This window comes from Streptosporangium sp. NPDC053982, assembly GCF_055585205.1.
Genome location: NZ_JBVJKQ010000004.1, coordinates 438,525 through 460,476 on the forward strand (window position 1 = coordinate 438,525; position 21,952 = coordinate 460,476).

The 21,952-nt window shown below is 72.7% G+C and carries 17 protein-coding genes; 14 read left to right on the plus strand and 3 right to left on the minus strand.

Translation table 11 applies throughout. The annotated features are described in order from the left end of the window. The first annotated feature begins 41 nt into the window (after positions 1-41). The 3 genes from pheS to ACZ6W9_RS09470 all read left to right on the plus strand — a co-directional run bounded on the left by pheS (position 42) and on the right by ACZ6W9_RS09470 (position 3,971). Positions 42-1,139: a phenylalanine--tRNA ligase subunit alpha gene (gene pheS, locus ACZ6W9_RS09460; protein ID WP_389969780.1), complete on the plus strand. Its 1,098-nt coding sequence runs from the start codon at positions 42-44 to the stop codon at positions 1,137-1,139. Further along, the gene (gene pheT / locus ACZ6W9_RS09465) at positions 1,139-3,655 is read left to right on the plus strand and encodes a phenylalanine--tRNA ligase subunit beta (protein ID WP_389969778.1); all 2,517 of its coding nucleotides are present in this window, start codon (positions 1,139-1,141) and stop codon (positions 3,653-3,655) included. Before pheS ends, pheT begins: the two co-directional genes overlap by 1 nt. A 73-nt stretch (positions 3,656-3,728) precedes the next feature. After that, the gene (locus ACZ6W9_RS09470) at positions 3,729-3,971 is read left to right on the plus strand and encodes a hypothetical protein (protein ID WP_362945410.1); all 243 of its coding nucleotides are present in this window, start codon (positions 3,729-3,731) and stop codon (positions 3,969-3,971) included. Between the two features lie 60 nt (positions 3,972-4,031). On the opposite strand, the gene ACZ6W9_RS09475 is transcribed toward ACZ6W9_RS09470, so the two are convergent. Then, complete coding sequence (locus tag ACZ6W9_RS09475; RefSeq protein ID WP_470117176.1) at positions 4,032-5,609, minus strand: PucR family transcriptional regulator; 1,578 nt, start codon at positions 5,607-5,609, stop codon at positions 4,032-4,034. Positions 5,610-5,777: 168 nt separating this feature from the next. Here ACZ6W9_RS09475 and ACZ6W9_RS09480 point away from each other — a divergent pair, with 168 nt between their 5' ends. Both ACZ6W9_RS09480 and ACZ6W9_RS09485 read left to right on the plus strand, forming a co-directional pair. After that, a complete protein-coding gene (locus tag ACZ6W9_RS09480) occupies positions 5,778-7,112 on the plus strand; it encodes an MFS transporter (RefSeq protein ID WP_389969774.1) in 1,335 nt (444 codons plus the stop codon). Positions 7,113-7,322: 210 nt separating this feature from the next. Beyond that, on the plus strand, positions 7,323-8,903 hold the full coding sequence (locus ACZ6W9_RS09485; RefSeq protein WP_389969881.1) for an amidohydrolase: 1,581 nt from the start codon (positions 7,323-7,325) through the stop codon (positions 8,901-8,903). A 29-nt stretch (positions 8,904-8,932) separates the two neighbouring features. Here the strand turns inward: ACZ6W9_RS09485 and ACZ6W9_RS09490 are convergent, their stop codons facing one another. Together ACZ6W9_RS09490 and ACZ6W9_RS09495 are read right to left on the minus strand one after the other, a co-directional pair. Then, a complete protein-coding gene (locus ACZ6W9_RS09490) occupies positions 8,933-9,619 on the minus strand; it encodes a Uma2 family endonuclease (protein ID WP_470117179.1) in 687 nt (228 codons plus the stop codon). 154 nt (positions 9,620-9,773) lie between these two features. Then, entirely contained in the window at positions 9,774-11,432 is a 1,659-nt protein-coding gene (locus ACZ6W9_RS09495; RefSeq protein ID WP_389969772.1) for a class I adenylate-forming enzyme family protein, read from the minus strand. A 243-nt stretch (positions 11,433-11,675) separates the two neighbouring features. Here ACZ6W9_RS09495 and argC point away from each other — a divergent pair, with 243 nt between their 5' ends. From argC to tyrS, 9 genes are all read left to right on the plus strand, one after another. Further along, the gene (argC, locus tag ACZ6W9_RS09500) at positions 11,676-12,698 is read left to right on the plus strand and encodes an N-acetyl-gamma-glutamyl-phosphate reductase (protein WP_389969770.1); all 1,023 of its coding nucleotides are present in this window, start codon (positions 11,676-11,678) and stop codon (positions 12,696-12,698) included. Then, a complete protein-coding gene (gene argJ / locus ACZ6W9_RS09505) occupies positions 12,695-13,849 on the plus strand; it encodes a bifunctional glutamate N-acetyltransferase/amino-acid acetyltransferase ArgJ (RefSeq protein WP_389969768.1) in 1,155 nt (384 codons plus the stop codon). The genes argC and argJ overlap by 4 nt, the downstream gene beginning before the upstream one ends. Next, on the plus strand, positions 13,846-14,793 hold the full coding sequence (gene argB / locus ACZ6W9_RS09510; RefSeq protein ID WP_389969766.1) for an acetylglutamate kinase: 948 nt from the start codon (positions 13,846-13,848) through the stop codon (positions 14,791-14,793). Before argJ ends, argB begins: the two co-directional genes overlap by 4 nt. A 56-nt stretch (positions 14,794-14,849) precedes the next feature. Then, the gene (locus tag ACZ6W9_RS09515; RefSeq protein ID WP_389969877.1) at positions 14,850-15,995 is read left to right on the plus strand and encodes an acetylornithine transaminase; all 1,146 of its coding nucleotides are present in this window, start codon (positions 14,850-14,852) and stop codon (positions 15,993-15,995) included. Beyond that, complete coding sequence (argF, locus tag ACZ6W9_RS09520; RefSeq protein WP_470117182.1) at positions 15,992-17,029, plus strand: ornithine carbamoyltransferase; 1,038 nt, start codon at positions 15,992-15,994, stop codon at positions 17,027-17,029. Before ACZ6W9_RS09515 ends, argF begins: the two co-directional genes overlap by 4 nt. 8 nt (positions 17,030-17,037) lie before the next feature. Beyond that, positions 17,038-17,535, plus strand: coding sequence for an arginine repressor (locus tag ACZ6W9_RS09525; protein WP_362945440.1), 498 nt, complete (start codon positions 17,038-17,040; stop codon positions 17,533-17,535). A 275-nt stretch (positions 17,536-17,810) separates the two neighbouring features. Further along, positions 17,811-19,229 (plus strand): argininosuccinate lyase, encoded by a 1,419-nt coding sequence (gene argH, locus ACZ6W9_RS09530; RefSeq protein WP_389969762.1) that lies wholly within the window; start codon positions 17,811-17,813, stop codon positions 19,227-19,229. Continuing rightward, entirely contained in the window at positions 19,229-19,876 is a 648-nt protein-coding gene (locus ACZ6W9_RS09535) for a DNA-3-methyladenine glycosylase (RefSeq protein ID WP_470117184.1), read from the plus strand. Before argH ends, ACZ6W9_RS09535 begins: the two co-directional genes overlap by 1 nt. A gap of 242 nt (positions 19,877-20,118) precedes the next feature. Next, entirely contained in the window at positions 20,119-21,387 is a 1,269-nt protein-coding gene (gene tyrS / locus ACZ6W9_RS09540) for a tyrosine--tRNA ligase (protein WP_470117186.1), read from the plus strand. The last annotated feature ends 565 nt before the right edge of the window (positions 21,388-21,952 follow it).

The following is a 21,952-nucleotide window of genomic DNA, read 5'->3' on the forward strand; positions in this document are numbered from 1 at the left end:
ACTAGACTCATGGCCGCCTAAGCCCTGGATTCGGAGCTCCCTTGTCTAACTACGACCCGGTCGAGGTGACACCGCTGCACGCCGACGAGCTGGCGCGCATGCGGGACGACGCGCTCGACGCCATCAAGGCGGCGCGCGACCTCGACGAACTCAAGCAGGTACGGCTCGCGCACGCCGGAGACCGCTCGCCCATAGCCCTGGCCAACCGCGAGATCGGCGCACTGCCGCCGGCGGCCCGCGCCGACGCCGGCAAGCGGATCGGCGGAGCGCGCAAGGCCGTCGCCGAGGCCCTCGCCGAACGCCAGGCCCAGCTGGAGGCCGAGCGCGACGAACGGGTCCTCGTCGAGGAGACCGTCGACGTCACCCTGCCCTGGGACCGCGCCCCGCGCGGCGCCCGGCACCCGCTGACCACGCTGCAGGAGCGCGTCGCCGACGCCTTCGTCGCGATGGGCTACGAGGTGGCCGAGGGGCCGGAGCTGGAAGGCGAGTGGTTCAACTTCGACGCGCTGAACATCTCGCCCGACCACCCGGCGCGCTCGGAGCACGACACGTTCTTCGTCGAGTCCGTCGACTCCGGCAAGGTGCTGCGCACCCAGACCTCGCCGGTGCAGATCCGGGCGCTGCTCGGCCGGAGCCTGCCTGTCTACGTGGTCTCGCCCGGCAAGGTGTTCCGCACCGACGAGCTCGACGCGACCCACACCCCGGTCTTCCACCAGGTCGAGGGCCTGGCGATCGACGAGGGCCTGACCATGGCCCACCTGAAGGGCACCCTCGACCGGTTCGCCGAGGTCATGTTCGGCGAGGGCATCACCACCCGGTTCCGGCCCAACTACTTCCCGTTCACCGAGCCGTCCGCCGAGATGGACCTCAAGTGCTTCGTCTGCCGCGGCGCCTCGGCGACGCCCGGCAACCCGCCCTGCCGCACCTGCAGGTCGGAGGGCTGGATCGAGTGGGGCGGCTGCGGCATGGTCAACCCGCGGGTCCTCGTCGCCTGCGGCGTCGACCCGGCCCGCTACAGCGGTTTCGCTTTCGGCATGGGCATCGAGCGCACGCTGATGTTCCGCCACAACGTCGAGGACATGCGCGACATGGTCGAGGGAGACACCCGCTTCACGCTCCCGTTCGGGATGGAGGTCTGATGAAGGTCCCGCTTTCATGGCTGCGGGAGTACGTCGATCTCCCCGCCGTCACCGCCCACGGAGTCGCCGACGCGCTCACCCGCGCCGGCCTCAAGCTGGAGGCGATCACCTCCTACGGCCACGACATCAAGAACATCGTGGTCGGCGAGGTGCTCGCCATCGAGGAGCTCACCGGCTTCAAGAAGCCCATCCGGCACTGCCAGGTCGAGGTGGGGGAGGCCGCGCCGCGCGAGATCGTGTGCGGCGCGACCAACTTCCAGGCCGGCGACCGCGTCCCGGTCGCGCTGCCCGGCGCGGTGCTGCCCGGCGGCTTCGAGATCGCCTCCCGCAAGACCTACGGCCGCGTCTCCGACGGCATGATCTGCTCGGAGGCCGAGCTCGGCGTGGCCGAGTCCTCGCCCGGCATCCTCGTGCTGTCGCCCGGCACCCCGATCGGCGTCGACGTGGTCGAGTTGCTCGGCCTGCGCGACGACGTGATCGAGCTGGAGATCACCCCCGACATCGGCTACGCGCTGTCCATCCGGGGCGTGGCGCGGGAGGCCGCGACCGCCTTCGGCGTGCCGTTCCGGGACCCGGCCGACATCACCCCGCCCGACGGTTCCGGCGCCGCCCACCCGGCCTCCATCGCCGACCCGGCCGCCTGCGACCGCTTCGTGCTGCGCGAGGTCCACGGCTTCGACCCGGCGGCGGAGAGCCCGCTGTGGCTGCGGGTGCGCCTGGCCCGCGCCGGCGTGCGCCCGGTCTCGCTGGCCGTCGACGTCACCAACTACGTGATGCTGGAGCTCGGCCAGCCGCTGCACGCCTTCGACGCGGCGACGCTGACCGGCGAGATCGTGGTGCGCCGGGCCGAGCCGGGGGAGACCCTGGAGACCCTCGACCACGTCGTCCGCCCGCTCCACCCCGAGGACGTCCTGATCACCGACGGCTCGGGGGCGATCTCCATGGCCGGGACGATGGGCGGCCTGAAGACCGAGATCTCCGATCAGACCACCGACATCGTGATCGAGGCCGCGCACTTCTCGCCCAGCGGCGTCGCGCGGATGTCGCGCCGCCACAACCTCGTCAGCGAGGCGTCCAAGCGCTTCGAGCGGGGCGTCGACCGCGAGCTGCCGCTGTACGCCTCCTGGAAGGCGGCGCGGCTGCTGGCCGAGCTGGGCGGCGGCACCATCCAGCCGGGCGTCACCCATGCCGAGGCCGAGGTCGAGCCGGTCCGCGTCTCCATGCCGAGCGGCCACCCCGGCCGGGTCGCCGGGGTCCCCTACGACCGCGAGACGGTGGTCCGCCGCCTGGAGCAGGTGGGCTGCACGGTCCAGGCCGGCGGCGCCGCCCCGGCAGGCGGGATCGCCGCCAGACTCGCCGTCACCGGCGACGACATGCTGACGGTCACCCCGCCCTCCTGGCGGCCCGACCTGACCGACCCCAACGACCTCGCCGAGGAGGTCATCCGGCTGGAGGGCTACGAGAAGCTGCCCTCGGTCCTGCCGGCCGCCCCGGCGGGCGCCGGGCTCACCGAGGGCCAGCGGCTGCGCCGCAGGGTCGGCCGGTCGCTGGCCGGCGCGGGATACGTCGAGGTCCTCGCCTACCCCTTCATGGGGGAGCGCGACCTGGACGCCCTGCAGCTGCCCGCGGGTGACGAGCGCCGCCTGGCCGTACGGCTGGCCAACCCGCTCAGCGAGGACGAGCCGCTGATGCGGACCACCCTGCTGCCGGGACTGCTCAGAACGCTGGTCCGCAATGTGGGCCGGGGCTTCGCCGACCTCGCGCTGTTCGAGACGGGCCTGGTCTACCGGCCGGACCGGGAGGCCCCGGCGACCGCGCCGGTCCTCGGCGTGGACCGCAGGCCCACCGCCGAGGAGCTCGACTCGATCGAGTCCGCGCTGCCCGCCCAGCCGGTCCGCGTCGCCGTCGTGCTGGCCGGGGAGTTCGAGCGGTCCGGCTGGTGGGGCGGAGGGCGCGCCGCGAGCTGGGCCGACGCCGTCGAGGCGGCCCGCACGGTGGCCCACGAGGCCGGAGTCGAGCTCCGGGTCCGCGCCGACCGGCACGAGCCCTGGCATCCGGGCCGCTGCGCCGCCCTGTACGCCGGGGACGTCCTCGTCGGCCACGCCGGGGAGCTGCACCCGCGCGTCATCGAGGCGTACGGCCTGCCGCCGCGCACCGCCGCGATGGAGCTGGAGCTCACCCGGCTGGAGCCGCTGTCGGCCGGTCCGGTCCAGGTGTCGTCGATCTCCGCCTATCCGGTCGCCACCCAGGACGTCGCGCTCATCGTCGCCGCCGCCACCCCGGTGGCCGAGGTGGAGGCGGCGCTGCGCGAGGGCGCGGGCGACCTGCTGGAGTCGATCCGCCTGTTCGACGTCTACACCGGGGCCCAGGCCGGTGAGGGCAACAAGTCCCTCGCCTACACCCTGCGGTTCCGGGCGCCGGACCGGACGCTGACCGCCGAGGAGACCACCGCCGCCCGCGACGCCGCCGTGGCGCTGGCGGCCGAGCGCACCGGGGCACGGCTCCGCGGCGCCTGATCCGCGTGTCCGGGGTCCCGGCGGAGCCTTCCGCCGGGACCCTTCGGTTCCGGATCCCGATTCGGGAGGGACGATGAGGCACCTGCTGGTGTTCGCCGGCCGCGACGACGCCGAGGCGGTCGCGGAGCTCGTCGAGGAGGAGCTGCCGCGGGCGGGCGCGCCCGCCGTCGTGCGGGAGGCCCTGGCCGGCGAGGACGACGCCGAGGACGCCCAGTGGCTCGTGGTCGTGGAGAACGCCGACGGCCTGACCGCGGACGACCTGGCCCGCCTGGACGAGCTCGCCGAGGAGCACGACGGCTGGCGCGAGACGGACTGAACGACCCCGGACGACCGCGTCCGGCCGGAGCCCCGCGGGACCGGCGCCCGCCGGTCCAGCTCAGTCCAGGCGTCCCGGGGGGACGGCTTCCCGCAGAGCCAGCGCCAGCCACAGCTTCAGCCGGTGGGAGGGGTCCAAGAAGGAACGCCCCGACAACCGCTCGGCGGTGCGGAGCCGGGTCCTCAGGGTGTTGCGGTGCACACCCAGCCGCCGGGCCGCCGCCTCCAGGTTCTCCCCGCACTCCAGGAACACGTGCACCGAGGCCAGGAGCGCGGTGCCGTGCCGTACGTCGTGCTCACGGAGCGGGCGCAGCACGGTGTCGGCGAACAGGGCCGTCACCGCCGGGTCCACGGCATCGCGCAGCAGGGTCCACGGCTCCAGCTCGTCGACGTGGGCGTAACCGGCGCCGCCCCGCGCGGCCAGTCCGGTGGCGTGCCGCACCGCGACCGGGATCTCACCGAGGTCGCGGGCCCGGCAGCCTCCGGCGACGACCTCGCGGCCGGACAGGGCGGTCAGCCGGTCGGTCAGCGCGCCGCCGATCGGCGGGCCGCCCGCGGCGGATCCGCCCTCGGGGACCACGAGGACGAGCCCCTCGGGGCGGGGGCAGACGAACGCCAGCTCCTCGGTGGCCGGGTCGCCGAGCACGTCGGCCACCGCGTCCAGCGCCGGGTCGACCAGGGCGGAGGCGTCGCAGCCGGCCGCCCGCGCCACCATGACCTCGTACGGCGGAGGCGCGGTGGAGCAGATCTCGGCCAGCCGGACGGCGAACGCCGGTTCGCCGGACAACACGCCGGACAGCACGGCCGCGCGCTGCCGGTGCGCGTGCGTCCGGGTCCGGCGCACCCCGTCCAGTTCGATCGCCAGCAGGCACGCCGCCTGGTTGGCCAGCACGCGCACGTGCCAGTCGGTGGGGCCGGTCGTCCACAGGGCCAGCCAGCCGCGGGGCGGGCCGGTGAAGCCGAGGCTCTGCATCTGCAGGACGCGGTCGCCGTGGTCGACGGCGATCGCGGTGTGCCGCGCTCCGGCCTCACCGGCCGCCTCGACCGCCTCTCCGGCCACCCCGACGGCCTCGGCGTGCCAGGGCCGGGTCGTGTCGGGGGCGGCGGCGCGGGGGCGGCCGCCGGGGTCGAGCAGGAGCGTCTCCCCTTCGGTGTGCTCGGCCAGGGCACGCAGGATGCCCGCGGGGCCGGAGCGCAGCGCGGCGCGCGCCATGGCCTCCTGACCGAAGACGGTCCGCCGCTCGCCGCGGACGCGCTCGTCGGAGTGCCATCGGGCCACCGCCTCGGCCACGGCGATGAACGGCGTCCTGCCGGTGATCTCCAGGACGGGCAGGTCCAGCCGCGCGGCGGTCTCCAGCACCTCGGGCGGCACCTCGGTGATCTGTTCGTGCAGCGCGAACGCCAGGCCGGCGCAGCCCGCCGCGGCCAGCCGTCCGACGTAGGCGCGGCACCCCTCGGCGTCACCCGGTAGCCCGAGACCGACCGTCATGACCAGCTCTCCGCCCCGCAGCCACGGCACCGGGTCGGGCAGTTCCGTCACGTGCGCCCACCGGACCGGGCGGGTCAGGCCGCCGGCTCCGGCGAGCAGCCGGATCTCCAGCGAGGGCAGGGTGAGGACGTCGGCCACGGTTAGGGGCATGTGAAGCTCCTACAGCAGGGCATATACCAGCCTAAATAGCGATATGCACCTTTCCGAAAGGTGTGCGTTCCGCACTATAGCCACTCTCCGACGGTGCGAATCGTCCACAGGCAGCGTCGTTGAGCCGCGCATATCGTCGCTGGAACGACGCACCCCCCGGAGGGCCCCATGGACGGACAACCGCCTCGCCGCACCGGCGAACCGCGCCGCGCAGGCGAACCGCGCCGCGCCGCCTTCGCCGCGTTCATCGGCACCACGATCGAGTGGTACGACTTCTACGTCTACGCGACCGCCGCCGCACTGGTCTTCGGCGACCTGTTCTTCCCCACCTCGACCGACCCCTTCGCCGGCGTCATGGCCTCCTTCGCCACCTACGCCGTCGGCTTCCTGGCCCGCCCGCTCGGCGGCATCGTGTTCGGCCACTTCGGGGACCGGGTGGGCCGCAAGTCCGCGCTCGTGGTCACCCTCCTCATGATGGGCCTGGCCACCTTCCTCGTCGGGGTGCTGCCCACCTACGCGTCGGCCGGCATGCTCGCCCCGGCGCTGCTGGTGCTGCTGCGGATCGTCCAGGGGCTGGCGGTCGGCGGCGAATGGGGCGGCGCGGCGCTGATGGCCGTGGAACACGCTCCGGAGGGCAAGAAGACCTTTTACGGGTCGTTCGCGCAGCTCGGCAACTCCGCGGGCGCGCTGCTGGCCACCGGCGCCTTCAGCCTGCTCAACGTCCTGGGCGGCGACGCGCTGCGGGACTGGGCCTGGCGGCTTCCCTTCCTCGCGTCGGCGGTGCTGGTCCTGGTCGGGCTCCTCATCAGGCTGAAGGTCGAGGAGTCGCCGGTCTTCGAGGAGACGCGCCGGAACGCGCCGGCCGGCCTGCCGATCAAGGAGGTCCTCCGGACGTCCTGGCGCACGGTGCTGCTCGGCATCGGCGCGCTGCCGGTGGCCATCGGCGGCTACTACATCACCACCACGTTCCTGCTGGCCTACGCGACCGGCCCCGGCGTCGGCGTGGAGGAGCAGGTGGTCCTCAACGCGCTGAGCTTCGCGGCCTTCCTGGAGCTGGTCGCCACGCTCGGCGTCTCGTGGCTCGGCGACCGGGTGGGCGCCCGGCGGGTGGTCATCGCCGGGCTCGTCGGCGTGGCCGTTCTGGCGGTGCCGCAGTTCACCCTGATGAGCACCCGGGACACCCTGCTGATCTTCGTGATCCTCGGCCTGATGCGGCTCGCCATGTCGGCGACGTACGGCCCGATGGCCACGATCCTCGCCCAGATGTTCCGGCCCGACGTCCGCTACACCGGCATGTCCCTGGCCTACCAGGTCGCCGGCGCCGTCTTCGGCGGCCTCTCGCCGCTGGCCGCGACCGCGCTGGTCGCCGCGTACGGCGGCGGCCCGGCTCCGGCCATCGTCCTGCTCATCGGGATGTGCCTGCTCAGCATCGGCTGCGTGGCGTTCGTCCGGATGCACCGGGACCCGGCTCCCCGGCCCGTTCCCGCGGCCCCCGGCTCCTGACCCCGGCGGCCCCGGCCGTCCGGGAGCCGGAGACGGTCCCGTCCGGCTCCCCGGCGGCTCGTCGGCCCGCCGGCCCGTCCCGTCCCCGGCGGCCTCCGCCCCTCCGGCGGGCCGTCTCCTTCGTGACCGCAGATCTCGTGACCGCAGAGTGAAGAGTGAGAGGAAGACCTCTTGTCCCCGATCGTCATCACCAACGCCAGGGTCCTCACCATGGACCCCGCCCGTCCCGCCGCGGAGGCCGTGGCCGTACGGGACGGACGGATCCTCGCCGTCGGCCGGGCGCCGGAGGTTCTCGGAGCGGCCGGGCCGGACGCGGAGACCGTCGACGCCGCAGGCAGGACCGTCCTGCCGGGGTTCATCGACCCGCACAACCACCTGCTGTCCACCGCCGAGTCCCTCGTCTCCGTGGACGCCCGCTACCCGCGGGTCGGCAGCGTCGCCGACCTGGTGGCGGCGATCGCGGCGGAGGCCGCGCGCACCCCGCCGGGCCGGTGGATCCGCGCCTTCGGCATGGACGACGCGAAGTTCCCCGAGGGCCGGCCGGACCGGCGCAGCCTCGACGAGGCCACGACCGACCACCCGGTGATCATCTACCACGTGTCGGGGCACCAGGCGGCGGTGAACTCCGCCGCGCTCGCCTGGCGCGGTCTCGACGACCAGGTGACCGACCCGGCGGGCGGCGCTTTCCTGCGCGACGAGGGCGGGCGGCTGACGGGCATGGTCATCGACTCCGCCATGGAACTGCTGCTGCCGCTCGCGGTGGACATCGGCTGCCACGGTCCCAACTTCCACACCGACCTGCCCGCCGAACAGTTGGTGTCCTGGCTTGAGGCGGCCGGGGAGACCTACCTGTCGGCCGGTGTCACCACCGTGTGCGACCCCCAGGTCTCGGCGCGGGAGATGCGGATCTACCGGGCCGCCCACGCCGCCGGCACGCTGCCGGTCCGTACGGTGTGCATGCCGCTGTCCCACCTGCTCGACGACCTGGTCAGGGTGGGGCTGACCGGGCCGTTCGGGGACGACCGGCTTCGCTTCGGCGCCATGAAGTTCTACTGCGACGGCACGCTCCTCGGCGGCACCGCCATGTTCGACGAGCCGTACGGTGAGCGCGGCCAGTTCGCCGGATCGCTGTACCACGCGCCCGACCGGCTCACCGACCTGGTACGGCGGGCCGCGCAGGCCGGATGGCAGGTGGGCGTGCACACCCAGGGCGACCGGGCGATGGGCTTCACCCTGGACGCGCTCCGCGCGGCGGCGGCGGTGTCCGGGGACGACGCCAGGCCGCGCATCGAGCACTGCGGCCACCCGACCCCGGCGCAGGTGAGGGAGTTCGCCGCGCTGGGCGTCATCCCGGTCAACCAGCCCAACTTCCTGTACGACAGCGGCACGGACTTCATCCGCCGGCTCGGCGCGCGGCGGGCGCACCGGCTCCAGCCGATGAGGGAGGAGATCGACGCGGGTCTGCGCCCGGTGCTGTCCAGCGACTCCTTCGTCTCCTCCCTGCGCCCGATGGAGACGGTCGCCAACGCGGTGCGCAGGCGGACCCGCGAGGGCGGGCCGATCGGGGAGGAGCAGGCGGTCTCCCTGCACGAGGCCCTACGGGCGCACACGATCGACGCCGCCCACGCGTTGCGGATGGAGGACCGTATCGGCTCACTCAGCCCCGGGAAGCTCGCCGACGTGGTGGTGCTGGACGCCGACGTAGAGGCGCTGCCCGCCGGCGAGCTGGCGGGGGTCGGTGCGTGGCTGACCCTGCTGGACGGCCGCGTCGCCCACTCGGCTCGCCGCTGAGGCCCGCCCCGCCGGCGGTCCCTGTCGCCTCAGAGGGCGTCGATCTCCGTCAGGTCCACGTCGATCTCGAAGGGCGACGACACCTTGAGCCGATCGTGGTAGACGCCGGTGACGACGTACGTGCCGGTGACGTGGTCGAGCTCGTAGGTGTTGACGACGGGCCGGCCCGCGTCCTCCTCCACGATCCAGAAGTGCCGGATCCCGGCTTCGGCGTACAGCGACGGCTTGCGCTTGCGGTCGCGCTCCTTGGACTCGGGTGAGACCACCTCGGCCACCAGCACCACGTCCTCGGCCCGGTAGGAGGTCTGCCCGGGACTCTGCTCCGCGGCGGCGTGGATGACGCTGAGGTCGGGCTCCGGCCGCTGCTTCGGGCCCAGGACGACGCTCATCTCACGTCGCACGCGGAATTTCCGGGGGGCGTGCTGACGCAGGGCTGACTCGAGAAGAGTGACAGCCCGCATATGGAAGGAAGCCTGAGGACTCACGAACACCAGACTTCCATCAATCAACTCTGTGTGTTCGGGCAATTGCGGAATGCGATCGAGGTCTTCGGCGGTGAACCCTTCCGGGGGAGGGAACGCCCAGTCGGGCAGCGACGAATCCGTCATCCTGGCACTTCCCGTCTCAGGGATTCGAACGTCGACCGTCATGTTCCCACCGTAGCAGCGGGACTCCACTCGGTGAGGGGATCGGCGAGGATACCCGCCCGCCACCATGACACCGGGTCCCGCCGGGGGCCGGGCGGCGGACCGGAGGTCATGCCGGGACGGCGTTCCAGCCGGCCGCCCGGGATCCCGTTCCCGTCACCGGGCTCCGTGGCGGCCGCGTCCGGGGAATCGTTTTCCCGGACGCGGGTCACCGCCGGGGGCGTCAGGAGCCCAGGACCTCCTGGCGCAGGCGGGTCTTGAGGATCTTGCCGCCGGGGTTGCGGGGCAGCTCGCCCTCGCGGATCCAGAACCGGACGGGCACCTTGAACGCCGCGATCCGCCCGAGCAGGAACTCCCGCAGCTCCTCGGCGCTCACCGGGGCGGCCGGCCGTACCACCGCGCCGACCTCCTCGCCCAGTTCCTCGTGGGGGATGCCGATCACCGCGACGTCGTCCACCGCGGGGTGCTCGAACAGCGCGGCCTCGACCTCGGCGCAGTAGACGTTCTCGCCGCCGCGGATCACCATGTCCTTGGCCCGGTCCACGATGTAGACGAACCCCTCGTCGTCCACCCGGGCGAGGTCGCCGGTGTGCAGCCAGCCGTCGAGGAAGGTCTCGGCGGTGGCCTCGGGACGGTTCCAGTAGCCGAGGATGACGTTGGGGCCGCGCAGGCACAGCTCCCCGACCTCGCCGGCCGGCAGCTCCCGGCCCAGCGGGTCGGTGATCCTCACCTCGACCACGGGCACCGGCAGGCCGATGCTGTCGGGCCTGGCGAGGTAGTCGGGGCCGCTGTTGTAGATCGCCAGCGCGGTGGTCTCGGTCATGCCGTACCCGTTGGAGGGGGCGCGGCCGGGGAGCATTCCGGTGATGCGCTCCAGCAGCCTGGGCGGCGCGGGGGCGCCGCCGTAGCCCAGCGAGGTGAGGCTGGAGACGTCGCGCCTGTCCAGGTCGGGGTGGGACAGCAGCTGCCACACGTTGGTGGGCACCCCGCTGAGCGTGGTGATCCGCTCGCGCTCGATCAGCTCCAGGGCCCGTCCGGCGTCCCACCTGTACATCAGCACGAGCCCGCCGCCGGTGAACATGGTGGTGGTCATGACCGCGAAGCAGCCGGTGACGTGGAAGAGCGGCACGGTCAGCAGGGTGACGCGGCGTTTCCCGGCGGCCTCGGCGGGGTCCTTGCCGGCCCTGGCCAGGCTGCGCACCATGCCGTAGGCAACCGTCATCGGCGACTGGCCGAGGTTGCGGTGGCTGCCGAGGGCGCCCTTGGGGCGGCCGGTCGTGCCGGAGGTGTAGAAGATGGTGGCCGGGTCCTCCGGGGCCACCTCCACCTCGGGCAGCGTCACGTCCGCCGTGACCTCGCCCAGGACCTCCTCGAACGGGCGCGCCCCCTCGGGTGCCTCGCCGCGGACCACGATCAGCTGTGCGCGGCCGGTGAGCAGGGCGGCGCGCTCGGCGTCGGCGATCACCACCTTCGCGCCGGAGTCCGACACGCCGAACTCCAGTTCCTGGGCGGTCCACCAGGCGTTGAGCGGTACGGCGACCGCCCCGGCGGCCAGTACCGCGGAGAAGGAGACGATCCACTCGGGGTAGTTGCGCATGGCGATGGCCACCCGGTCGCCCTTGGCCACGCCGTACTCCGCGATCAGGCGGTGCGCCAGCGTGGCGGCCCGGCGGAAGTGCTCCTCGTAGGTGAGGCTCTCGTCCTCGTAGGTGAGGAAGACCTGCTCGCCGTGGCCCCTGCTGCCCTCCAGCAGCGCGCGGAAGTGCGCGGGCGCGTGCTTCCAGGTCCTGACGGCGCCGCCGTGGCCGGGGACCTCCACCGTCTCGAACAGCTGTCCCGGGCCGGTGAGCCGGGCCTGGACCTCGTCGTGGGCGACCGTCATGCGTTCACATCTCCCGGGGCGAAGGGAACCGGACACGCCACGATACCGACCGGTAGGTACGTGCAACAGTGCCGAAACACGGCGCGTATGTCCATGCGCCGGGGGAGTCGTGTTCCTCCTGGTCGGAGGGTCCTTGGGCGACGCGCCTGCCTGGCCCGCTTGCATGACGATTACGGAGGATGCATAATTCTTCTAGTAAATCCATGAGATAGAGTGCATGAACATGCAGAGAGCGGGGGGCGGATGAGAGCGGCCATCGCCGGTGCGAGCGGCTACGCCGGAGGCGAGATCCTGCGTCTGCTGCTGTCGCACCCGGACATCGAGATCGGCGCGCTCACCGCCGCCTCCAGTGCGGGTACCCCGCTGGGCGCCCACCACCCCCACCTGGCCCCGCTGGCCGACCGGGTCCTCCTCGACACCACCCCCGGCACCCTCGCCGGCCACGACGTGGTCTTCCTGGCCCTGCCGCACGGCCAGTCCGCCGCCGTCGCCGCCGGGCTCGGCGACGGCACGCTCGTCGTCGACTGCGGCGCCGACTTCCGCCTCGCCGACCCCGCCGCCTGGGAGCACTTCTACGGCGGCGCCCACGCCGGCACCTGGCCCTACGGCCTGCCCGAGCTTCCGGGCCACCGCGACCCGCTCCGCACGGCCACCAGGATCGCCGTCCCCGGCTGCTACCCGACCGCCGTCACCCTGGCGATGTTCCCCGCCTTCGCCGCCGGCCTCGCCGAACCCGACCTCGTCGTGGTGGCCGCCAGCGGCACCAGCGGCGCGGGCCGGTCGCCCAAGCCCGCCCTCCTGGGCAGCGAGGTGATGGGCTCGGCCGCCGCCTACGCCGCCGGAGGCGTCCACCGGCACACCCCCGAGATGGAACAGAACCTCTCGCCGCTGGCCGGCGCGCCGGTGCGGGTCTCCTTCACCCCCGTGCTCGCCCCGATGAGCCGCGGAATCCTCGCCACCTGCACGGCGCCCGCGAAGCCCGGCGTCACCCCGCGGACGCTGCGCGAGGCCTACGAGGCGGCCGTCAAGGACGAGCCGTTCCTGCGCCTGCTGCCCGAGGGGCAGTGGCCCGCCACCTCGATGACCCTGGGCGCCAACACCGCCGCCCTCCAGGTCGCCCTGGACGAGCGAGCCGGGCGCGTCGTCGCCGTCATCGCCATCGACAACCTCACCAAGGGCACCGCGGGCGGTGCGATCCAGAGCGCCAACCTCGCCCTCGGCCTGCCCGAAGAGACCGGCCTTCCTCTCAACGGAGTCGCCCCATGAGCGTGACCGCACCCCTCGGCTTCCGCGCCGCCGGCGTCGCCGCCGGCATCAAGTCCGGCGGCGCCCGCGACCTGGCGCTGATCGTCAACGACGGCCCCTCCCGCGCCGCGGCGGGCGTCTTCACCGCCAACCGCGTCCAGGCCGCGCCGGTGTTGTGGTCCCGGCAGGTGCTGACCGCCGGCCGGGTCCACGCCGTCGTCCTCAACTCCGGAGGCGCCAACGCCTGCACCGGCCCGCTCGGATTCCAGGACACCCACGCCACCGCCGAGAAGGTCGCCGCCGCGCTCGGCGACTCCGCCGGCGAGGTCGCCGTCTGCTCCACCGGCCTGATCGGCGAGCGGCTGCCGATGGACGCCCTGCTGGCCGGGGTCGACCTCGCCGTCTCCCAGGTCAGCAGGGACGGCGGCCTGGCCGCCGCCGACGCCATCCGCACCACCGACACCGTCTCGAAGATCTCCTTCAAGCGGGGCGAGGGCGGCTACATGGTCGGCGGCATGGCCAAGGGCGCCGGCATGCTCGCCCCGGGCCTGGCCACCATGCTCTGCGTGATCACCACCGACGCCGACCTGACCGCCGGGCAGCTCGACGAGACGCTCCGCGAGGCGACCAGGCTCACCTTCGACCGGCTCGACACCGACGGCTGCATGTCCACCAACGACACCGTCCTGCTGCTGGCCAGCGGAGCCTCGGGCGTGACCCCCGACCCCGCCGAGTTCGGCCGCCTGGTCCAGGGCGTCTGCGCCGACCTCGCCCGCCAGCTCCTCATCGACGCCGAGGGCGCCAGCAAAGCGATCGCCGTCGAGGTCGTCGGCGCCGCCTCCGAGGACGACGCGCTCGCCGTCGCCCGCGCCGTCTGCCGTTCCAACCTGCTCAAGTGCGCCATCCACGGCGAGGACCCCAACTGGGGCCGCGTGCTGTCGGCCGTCGGCACCACCGACGCCGTCTTCGAGCCCGACCGGGTCAACGTCGCCATCAACGGCGTCTGGATCTGCCGGGGCGGCGCGGCCGGCGACGACCGCGCCAAGGTGGACCTGCGCCCCCGCGACGTGACGATCACCATCGACCTGTCGGCGGGCCCGAACTCGGCCACGGTCCACACCACCGACCTCACCGCCGCCTACGTCCACGAGAACTCGGCGTACTCCTCATGACGGCCGGCGACGCGCCGGCCAAGGCGCACACCCTGATCGAGGCACTGCCGTGGCTGGCCCGCTTCCACGGAGCGACCGTCGTCGTGAAGTACGGCGGCAACGCCATGACCGAGGAGCACCTGCGGGAGAAGTTCGCCGCCGACGTGGTCTTCCTGCGCTACGCCGGCCTGCGGCCGGTCGTCGTGCACGGCGGCGGCCCGCAGATCAACGCCCACCTCGACCTGCTCGGCATCGAGTCCACCTTCACCGCCGGGCTCCGCGTCACCAGCCCCGAGGCCATGCGGGTCGTCCGGATGGTCCTGGTCGGCCAGGTCAACCGCGACGTCGTCGGCCTGGTCAACCGGCACGGGCCGTTCGCCGTCGGCATGTCCGGCGAGGACGCCCACCTGTTCACCGCTGAGCGCAAGCACGCCGTCGTCGACGGGACCCCGGTGGACATCGGCCAGGTCGGCGACATCGTCGCCGTCGAACCCGGCGCCGTGCGGGCCCTGCTGGACGACGGGCGCATCCCGGTGATCTCCTCCGTCGCGCGCGGCGAGGACGGCACCGTCTACAACGTCAACGCCGACACCGCCGCCGCGGCCCTGGCCGTGGCACTCGGCGCCGCCAAGCTGATCGTCCTCACCGACGTCGAGGGCCTCTACCGGGACTGGGACCCCGAGACCCGCAGCGGAAAGGTCATCGACCGGCTGTCGGCCTCGGAGCTGCGCGAGATGCTGCCCGGCCTGTCCAGCGGCATGGCGCCCAAGATGGAGGCGTGCCTGACCGCCGTCGACGGAGGCGTCCCCCAGGCGCACGTCCTCGACGGCAGGGTGCCGCACGCCGTACTGCTGGAGATCTTCACCGACGAGGGGGTCGGCACCATGGTGCTGCCCGACGCCGCGCCGGCCGTGCCCGACGCCGCGCGGCCCGCCGTCACGAGCCTGAACGGGAGCGAGCAGTGAGCATCGACGGCCGGCCCGCGGGGGACGACCTCGCCAAGCGCTTCGAGACCGCCTTCATGCCCACCTACGGCGTGCCGCCGGTCGCGCTGGCCCGCGGCGAGGGCGCCCGGGTCTGGGACGCCGACGGCGGCGAGTACCTCGACCTGATCGGCGGCATCGCGGTCAGCTCCCTCGGCCACGCCCACCCGGCCCTGGTGGAGGCGGTGTCCCGCCAGGTCGCCGTCCTCGCCCACACCAGCAACCTGTTCATCAACGAACCCGAGGTGCTGCTCGCCGAACGGCTGATCGGCCTGCTCGGCGCGCCCGCCAGGGTCTTCCTCACCAACTCCGGCACCGAGGCCAACGAGGCCGCCCTCAAGATGGCCCTCAAGTACGGCGGGAGCACCGGCCGCACCTACGTGGTGGCCGCCGAGAACGCCTTCCACGGCCGGACCCTCGGCGCGCTGTCGCTGACCGGCAAACGCGCCATCCGCGACCAGTTCGGCCCGTTCCCGACGGACGTCAGGTTCGTCCCGTACGGCGACGCCGACGCGCTGCGCGACGCCGTCACCGCCGAGTGCGCCGCCGTCTTCCTGGAGCCCACCCAGGGCGAGGCCGGCGTCGTCCCCCCGCCCGCCGGCTACTTCAGGGCCGCCCGGCGCGTCTGCGACGCGACCGGCGCGCTCCTGGTAGCCGACGAGATCCAGTCGGCGATCGGCCGCACCGGCCACTGGTTCGCCCACCAGCACGAGGGCATCCTGCCCGACGTGCTCACCCTGGCCAAGGGCCTCGGCGGCGGCATGCCGATCGGCGCCTGCGTCGGCGTCGGCCCCGCCGGGACGATCTTCGCCAAGGGCGACCACGGCTCCACCTTCGGCGGCAACCCCGTCTCGGCCGCCGCCGCGCTCGCCGTACTCGACACCATCGACGCGGACGGCCTGCTGGAACACGTCCAGACCGTCGGCGCCCAGCTCGCCGGCGGCATCGCCGCGATCGGCCACCCCCTGCTCGCGGGCGTCCGCGGCCGGGGCCTGTGGCTGGCGATCGTGCTGACCGCCGACCGCGCGGCGCAGGTCCAGGCCGCGGCCCAGCGGGCCGGCTTCCTGGTCAACGCCGTCCAGCCCGGCGCCGTACGGCTCGCGCCCCCGCTGGTGATCACTCCCGGGCAGGCCGCCGCCTTCGTGGCCGCCCTTCCCGCCATCCTTGACGAGGCAGCAGAATGACCAGGCACTTCCTTCGCGACGACGACCTGACGCCCGCCGAGCAGACCGAGGTGCTCAGGCTCGCCGAGGCCATGAAGAAGGACCGCTACGGCTACCGTCCCCTCGCCGGTCCGAAGACCGTCGCCGTGCTGTTCGACAAGCCCTCCACCCGGACCCGGCTCTCCTTCGCCGTCGGCGTCGGCGAGCTGGGCGGCCTGCCCCTGGTCATCGACGCCGCCGCCTCCCAGCTGGGCCGGGGCGAGCCCGTCGAGGACACCGCCCGGGTCCTGGAACGCCAAGTCGCCGCCATCGTGTGGCGCACCGGCGGACAGGAGCGGGTCGAGACGATGGCCACCTGGTCGTCGGTGCCGGTGGTCAACGCCCTCACCGACGAGTTCCACCCCTGCCAGATCCTCGCCGACCTGCAGACCGTCCGGGAGCGCTTCGGCGCCACCGCCGGCCTCACCCTCGCCTACCTCGGCGACGGCGCGAACAACATGGCCCACTCCTACCTCCTGGGCGGCGCCGTCGCCGGGATGCACGTGCGGATCGGCGCCCCGGCCGGCTACCACCCCGACCCGGAGATCCTGCGCCGCGCCCAGGAGATCGCCGCCGCCACCGGCGGGTCGGCCACCGTGCTCACCGACCCCGCCGCCGCCGCGACGGGCGCCGACGTCGTCACCACCGACACCTGGGTCTCCATGGGACAGGACGGCAAGGAGCAGCGGGTCGCCGACCTGATGCCCTTCCAGGTCGACGGCCGCCTGATGGACCTGGCCGCCCCGAGCGCGATCTTCCTGCACTGCCTGCCCGCCTACCGTGGGCTGGAGGTGACCGCCGACGTCATCGACGGCCCCCGCAGCCTGGTGTGGGACCAGGCCGAGAACCGGCTGCACGCCCAGAAGGCCCTGCTGCACTGGCTGCTCACCGCCGGCGGGAACGGCGGGAACGGCGGGAACGGCGGGAACACCGATGGGAACGGCGGAGCCGCCACCGGCGGGATCGGCGGGGACACCGGCGCCCCCGCTACGATCCGGGCGGAGGAGGTCACGTGAAGATCCCCATGACGAAGGTCGCCCGCCAGGCGCGGATCACCGAGCTGCTGCAGCGCCGGCCGATCCGCTCGCAGCCCGAGCTGGCCAAACTGCTGCTGGAGAGCGGAGTCGAGGTCACCCAGGCCACGCTCTCCAGAGACCTCGACGAGCTGGGCGCGCTCAAGCTGCGCGCCGAGGACGGCTCCCTGGTCTACGCCCTGCCCGGCGAGGGCGGCGGCCGGATCCCGCTGGCCCGGGTCGGGACGGGCGAGACCCCGGCCGCCCGGCTAAGCCGGATCGCCGAGGAACTGCTCGTCTCCGCCGACGCGTCCGCCAACCTGGTGATCGTCCGCACGCCGCCGGGCGCCGCGCAGTTCCTCGCCTCGGCCATCGACCACGCCGACTGGGAGTCCATCCTCGGCACGGTCGCCGGAGACGACACCATCCTCGTCATCAGCCGCGACCCGACGGGCGGCGCCGCGGTCGCCGAGGCGCTGCTCCGCCACGCCGACCGTCGTGGCGGGTGATCGCGGCACACGGGAAGACCCATGACACGGGTCCCGGGTGCGGGGTGACCCGCACCCGGGAGACCATGGAGAACACTTGATCACGCCTGACCGGGTCGTGCCCGCCTTCTCCGGCGATCCCGGCGCCTCCGCCGCCACGTCGCTCCCCGCCGGGAGCCCCGGCGCCGGGGCCGCCGCCGGGCCGCGGGGACTTCCCCGGAGGGCCGCCGCGGCCCGGAACATCCGAACGCCCAGGTTGGGCTAAGGTCGCGGAGTGGAAGGGGAGGAGAACAACGGTGACTGATGGTGGCAAGCCGATGCGGCTGTGGGGCGGCAGGTTCGAGGGAGGCCCGGCCGACGCGCTGACCAGGCTCTCGGTGAGCGTGCACTTCGACTGGCGGCTGGTGCCGTACGACCTGATGGCCTCCCGGGCGCACGCCCGGGTGCTGCACCGCGCCGGGCTGCTGACGGCCGAGGAACTGGAGCGCATGATCGGCGCGCTGGACGACCTCGAACGCGCCTGCAAGGCCGGCGAGTTCCGGCCCACCGTGGCCGACGAGGACGTCCACACCGCGCTGGAGCGCGGCCTGCTGGAACGCCTCGGCACGCTCGGCGGCAAGCTGCGCGCCGGACGCAGCCGCAACGACCAGATCGCCACCGACCTGCGGCTCTACCTCCGTGACCACGTCAGGAACATCGTGTCCCGCCTGGTCGAGCTGGAGACCGCGCTGATGAGTCAGGCCGAGGAGCACGCCGAGACGGCCGCCCCCGGCATGACCCACCTGCAGCACGCCCAGCCCGTCTCCTTCGGCCACCAGCTCCTGGCCCACGTGCACGCCTTCGCCCGCGACATCGACCGGCTGCGCGACTGGGACCGCCGCGCGGCCGTCTCGCCCCTGGGCTCGGGCGCGCTGGCCGGCTCGTCGCTGCCGCTCGACCCGCAGGCGGTGGCCCGGGAGCTCGGCTTCGACTCCGCCGCGCCCAACTCGATGGACGCCGTCGCCGACCGCGACTTCGCCGCCGAGTTCCTGTTCGACGCGGCGATGATCGGCGTGCACCTGTCGCGGCTGGGCGAGGAGATCGTCCTGTGGGCCTCCCAGGAGTTCCGCTGGATCGAGATGGACGACGCCTACTCCACCGGCTCGTCGATCATGCCGCAGAAGAAGAACCCCGACGTCGCCGAGCTCGCCCGCGGCAAGAGCGGCCGGCTCATCGGCAACCTCACCGCCATGCTGGCCACGCTCAAGGGCCTGCCGCTGACCTACAACCGCGACCTGCAGGAGGACAAGGAGCCGGTCTTCGACTCCGTCGACACCCTCATGCTGGTCCTGCCCGCCATGGCCGGCCTGGTCTCCACCATGCGCGTCAACACCGCCAAGCTGGAGTCCTCGGCCCCCGACGGGTTCGCCCTGGCGACCGACCTGGCCGAGCTGCTGGTCCGCAGGGGGGTGCCGTTCCGCGAGGCGCACGAGGCGGTCGGCCACCTGGTGGTCTGGTGCCAGGTCAACGACAAGGACCTCGGGGACCTCAGCGACGAGGAACTCGCCAAGGTCTCACCCCACCTGACGCCCGACACCCGCGAGGTCCTCTCGGTGCCCGGCGCGCTGGCCGCCCGCAAGGCGCACGGCGGCACCGCGCCCGACCGGGTCCGCGACCAGCTCGTCGCGCTGCGCGAGACCGTCGACGACCAGGCGGCCTGGGCGAGCGGCGCCTGATGCCCGCGGGAGCCTCCGTCCCGGCCGGGTCGGCCCCGCTGACCCGGGACTTCTTCGACCGGCCCGGCCCCGAGGTCGCTCCCGACCTGCTGGGAAGGGTGATCACGCACGGGCCGGTCTCGGTGCGCATCACCGAGGTCGAGGCGTACGGCGTGCCCGGCGAGGACCCCGCGTCCCACACCTACCGGGGCCGTACGGCGCGCAACGCGGTGATGTTCGGGCCGCCGGGACACCTGTACGTCTACTTCACCTACGGCATGCACTTCTGCGCCAACCTCGTCTGCCTCCCCGAGGGGATCGGCGCGGGCGTGCTCCTGCGCGCCGGGGAGGTGGTCGTCGGCGCGGAGGTCGCCACGGCCCGCCGTACGGCGGGCACGAGCCGGGCCGTCGCCCCGCGCGATCTGGCGCGGGGACCCGCCCGGCTGGCGGTCGCGCTGGGCTTCACCCGGGAGCACGACGGGGTGGACGCCTGTCCGCCCGGTCCGGTCAGCGTCCTTTCGGGAGATCCCCCGGTGTCCGGGGCCGTCCGCTCCGGGCCGCGCACCGGGGTGTCGGCGGCCAAGGACGTCCCCTGGAGGTTCTGGATCGACGGGGAGCGGACGGTCTCGCCGTACCGGCCACACGTTCCGCGCCGGCGCGCTTCCTGAGGGCGGGCGCCGGCGTCGGACCCTAGGGTCCTGAGAAGAGACGCCGCTACGGAGATCCTCCGGTCCTGAGGGGAGATACCCGCGTGGAGATCTTCTGATTCGTTCCTGTTCGATGCCTTTCGCGTTGCCCGCCCCAGTTCAGGCCGGTCACGGGGGAGGTTTCAAGTGGCGAAGCGGGGCCGTGATCGGGCAGTCTGTACGGAAGTGACAGGTGTCCCTTCGAACATTGGAAAGCCAGGATCGTGACCGACATCCTCGATGAGCTCGAATGGCGCGGCCTGATCGCGCAGTCCACCGACATCGACGCCCTGCGCGCGGCGATGGCCGGGGGTCCGATCACGGTCTATTGCGGCTTCGATCCGACCGCGCCCTCGCTCCATGTCGGCAACCTGGTTCCCATGCTGACCCTCACCCGCATTCAGCGGGCGGGCCATCGAGCGATCGGTCTGGTCGGTGGCGCTACCGGCCTGATCGGTGATCCCAGCGGTCGCAGCACCGAGCGTTCGCTCAACTCCTCGGAAGTCGTCGCCGAGTGGGTCGCACGGATCCGGGCCCAGGTGGAGAGGTTCCTCGACTTCTCCGACGAGTCACGCGGGATCATGGTCAGCAACCTCGACTGGACCGAGGGCCTGTCGGCGATCGACTTCCTGCGTGACGTGGGCAAGCACTTTCCCGTCAACCGCATGCTGGCGCGCGAGTCGGTCTCCGCCCGTCTCGGTGGCGAAGGACTCAGCTACACCGAGTTCAGCTACCAGATCCTGCAGGCCAACGACTATCTGGAGCTCAACAAGCGGTACGGATGCACGTTGCAGGTCGGCGGCAGTGATCAGTGGGGCAACATCACCGCGGGAACCGACCTGATCCGCCGGGTGACCGGCGAGCACGTACACGCGCTGACCGTGCCGCTGATCACGAAGGCTGACGGGACGAAGTTCGGCAAGTCGGCCGGTGGCGCGGTGTGGCTCAACCCGGAGATGACCTCTCCGTACGCCTTCTACCAGTTCTGGCTGAACGCGGACGACCGTGACGTGGTGAGGTTCCTCAAGATCTTCAGCTTCAGGTCCCGAGAGGAGATCGAGGAGCTGGAGAAGGTGGCCGCCGAACGGCCGGCCGCCCGTGAGGCTCAGCGTGCGCTCGCGACGGAGTTCACCACGCTGCTGCACGGCGCGGAGGAGTGCGCCGCGGTGGTCGCGGCCTCTTCGGCCTTGTTCGGACAGGGCTCACTGGAAGATCTGCCGGCCAGGACGCTGGGAGAGGCCCTTGCCGAGGTTCCGCGTGCCGAGGTCCCCGCGCTGGGAGCCTCGTTCGTTGACCTGCTCGCCCAGAGCGGCCTGGTCAAGTCCAAGTCCGAGGCCCGTCGCGCGGTGAACGAGGGCGGTGCCTACCTCAACAACGTCAAGGTCTCCGACGACTCCTACGTGCCCACGGCGGACGATCTCCTTCACGGTCGTTTCCTGGTGCTGCGGCGCGGCAAGCGGTCCATCGGCGGCGTCGAGGTCGTCGCCGGCTGACGTCAGCCGGCGACGGCGTCGTCGAACGCCCCGGTCCCGGCCGGGGCGTTCGCTGTTTCCAGAGGCCGATGTCCCGGTACGTGCCGCCTTGATCTCTCCGGAGCTCAGCCGGGGGAGGGGACGGCGGCGGGGCCTCCGCTCCCGACGGCTTCCACGGGTTAATTGATTTGACGGCGTCGGATGGGCGGCATAATCTTCTGCAGTGCCCGGGAGCGAGCCGGACGCCTGAGAGGCGGACGGGCCCCGAGGTGAATCCCACCAGAACGAACCTCAGCGTTCGATCCTTGTCAAGATCATTCGGATCATCCGAGCTGCTTGACGCGGTCCGAATGTCAGGGTATGTTTGGAGGGTTGCTCTCAAAAGAGAGTAAGCAAAATCCTAGCTCGACCAGGTTTTCCAGGACAAATCGTTCGAGAAAAACGATTTGACAGGGAAATTCGAGAAAAGCTAAGATGGAAATACGAAATGGAACGCCCCGGAGAGACGGGCCTGAGGGTCCGGTTCGACGGTGAACGCGTCCGTTTCTTGAGAACTCAACAGTGTGCTAAAAGCCAGTGCATGATG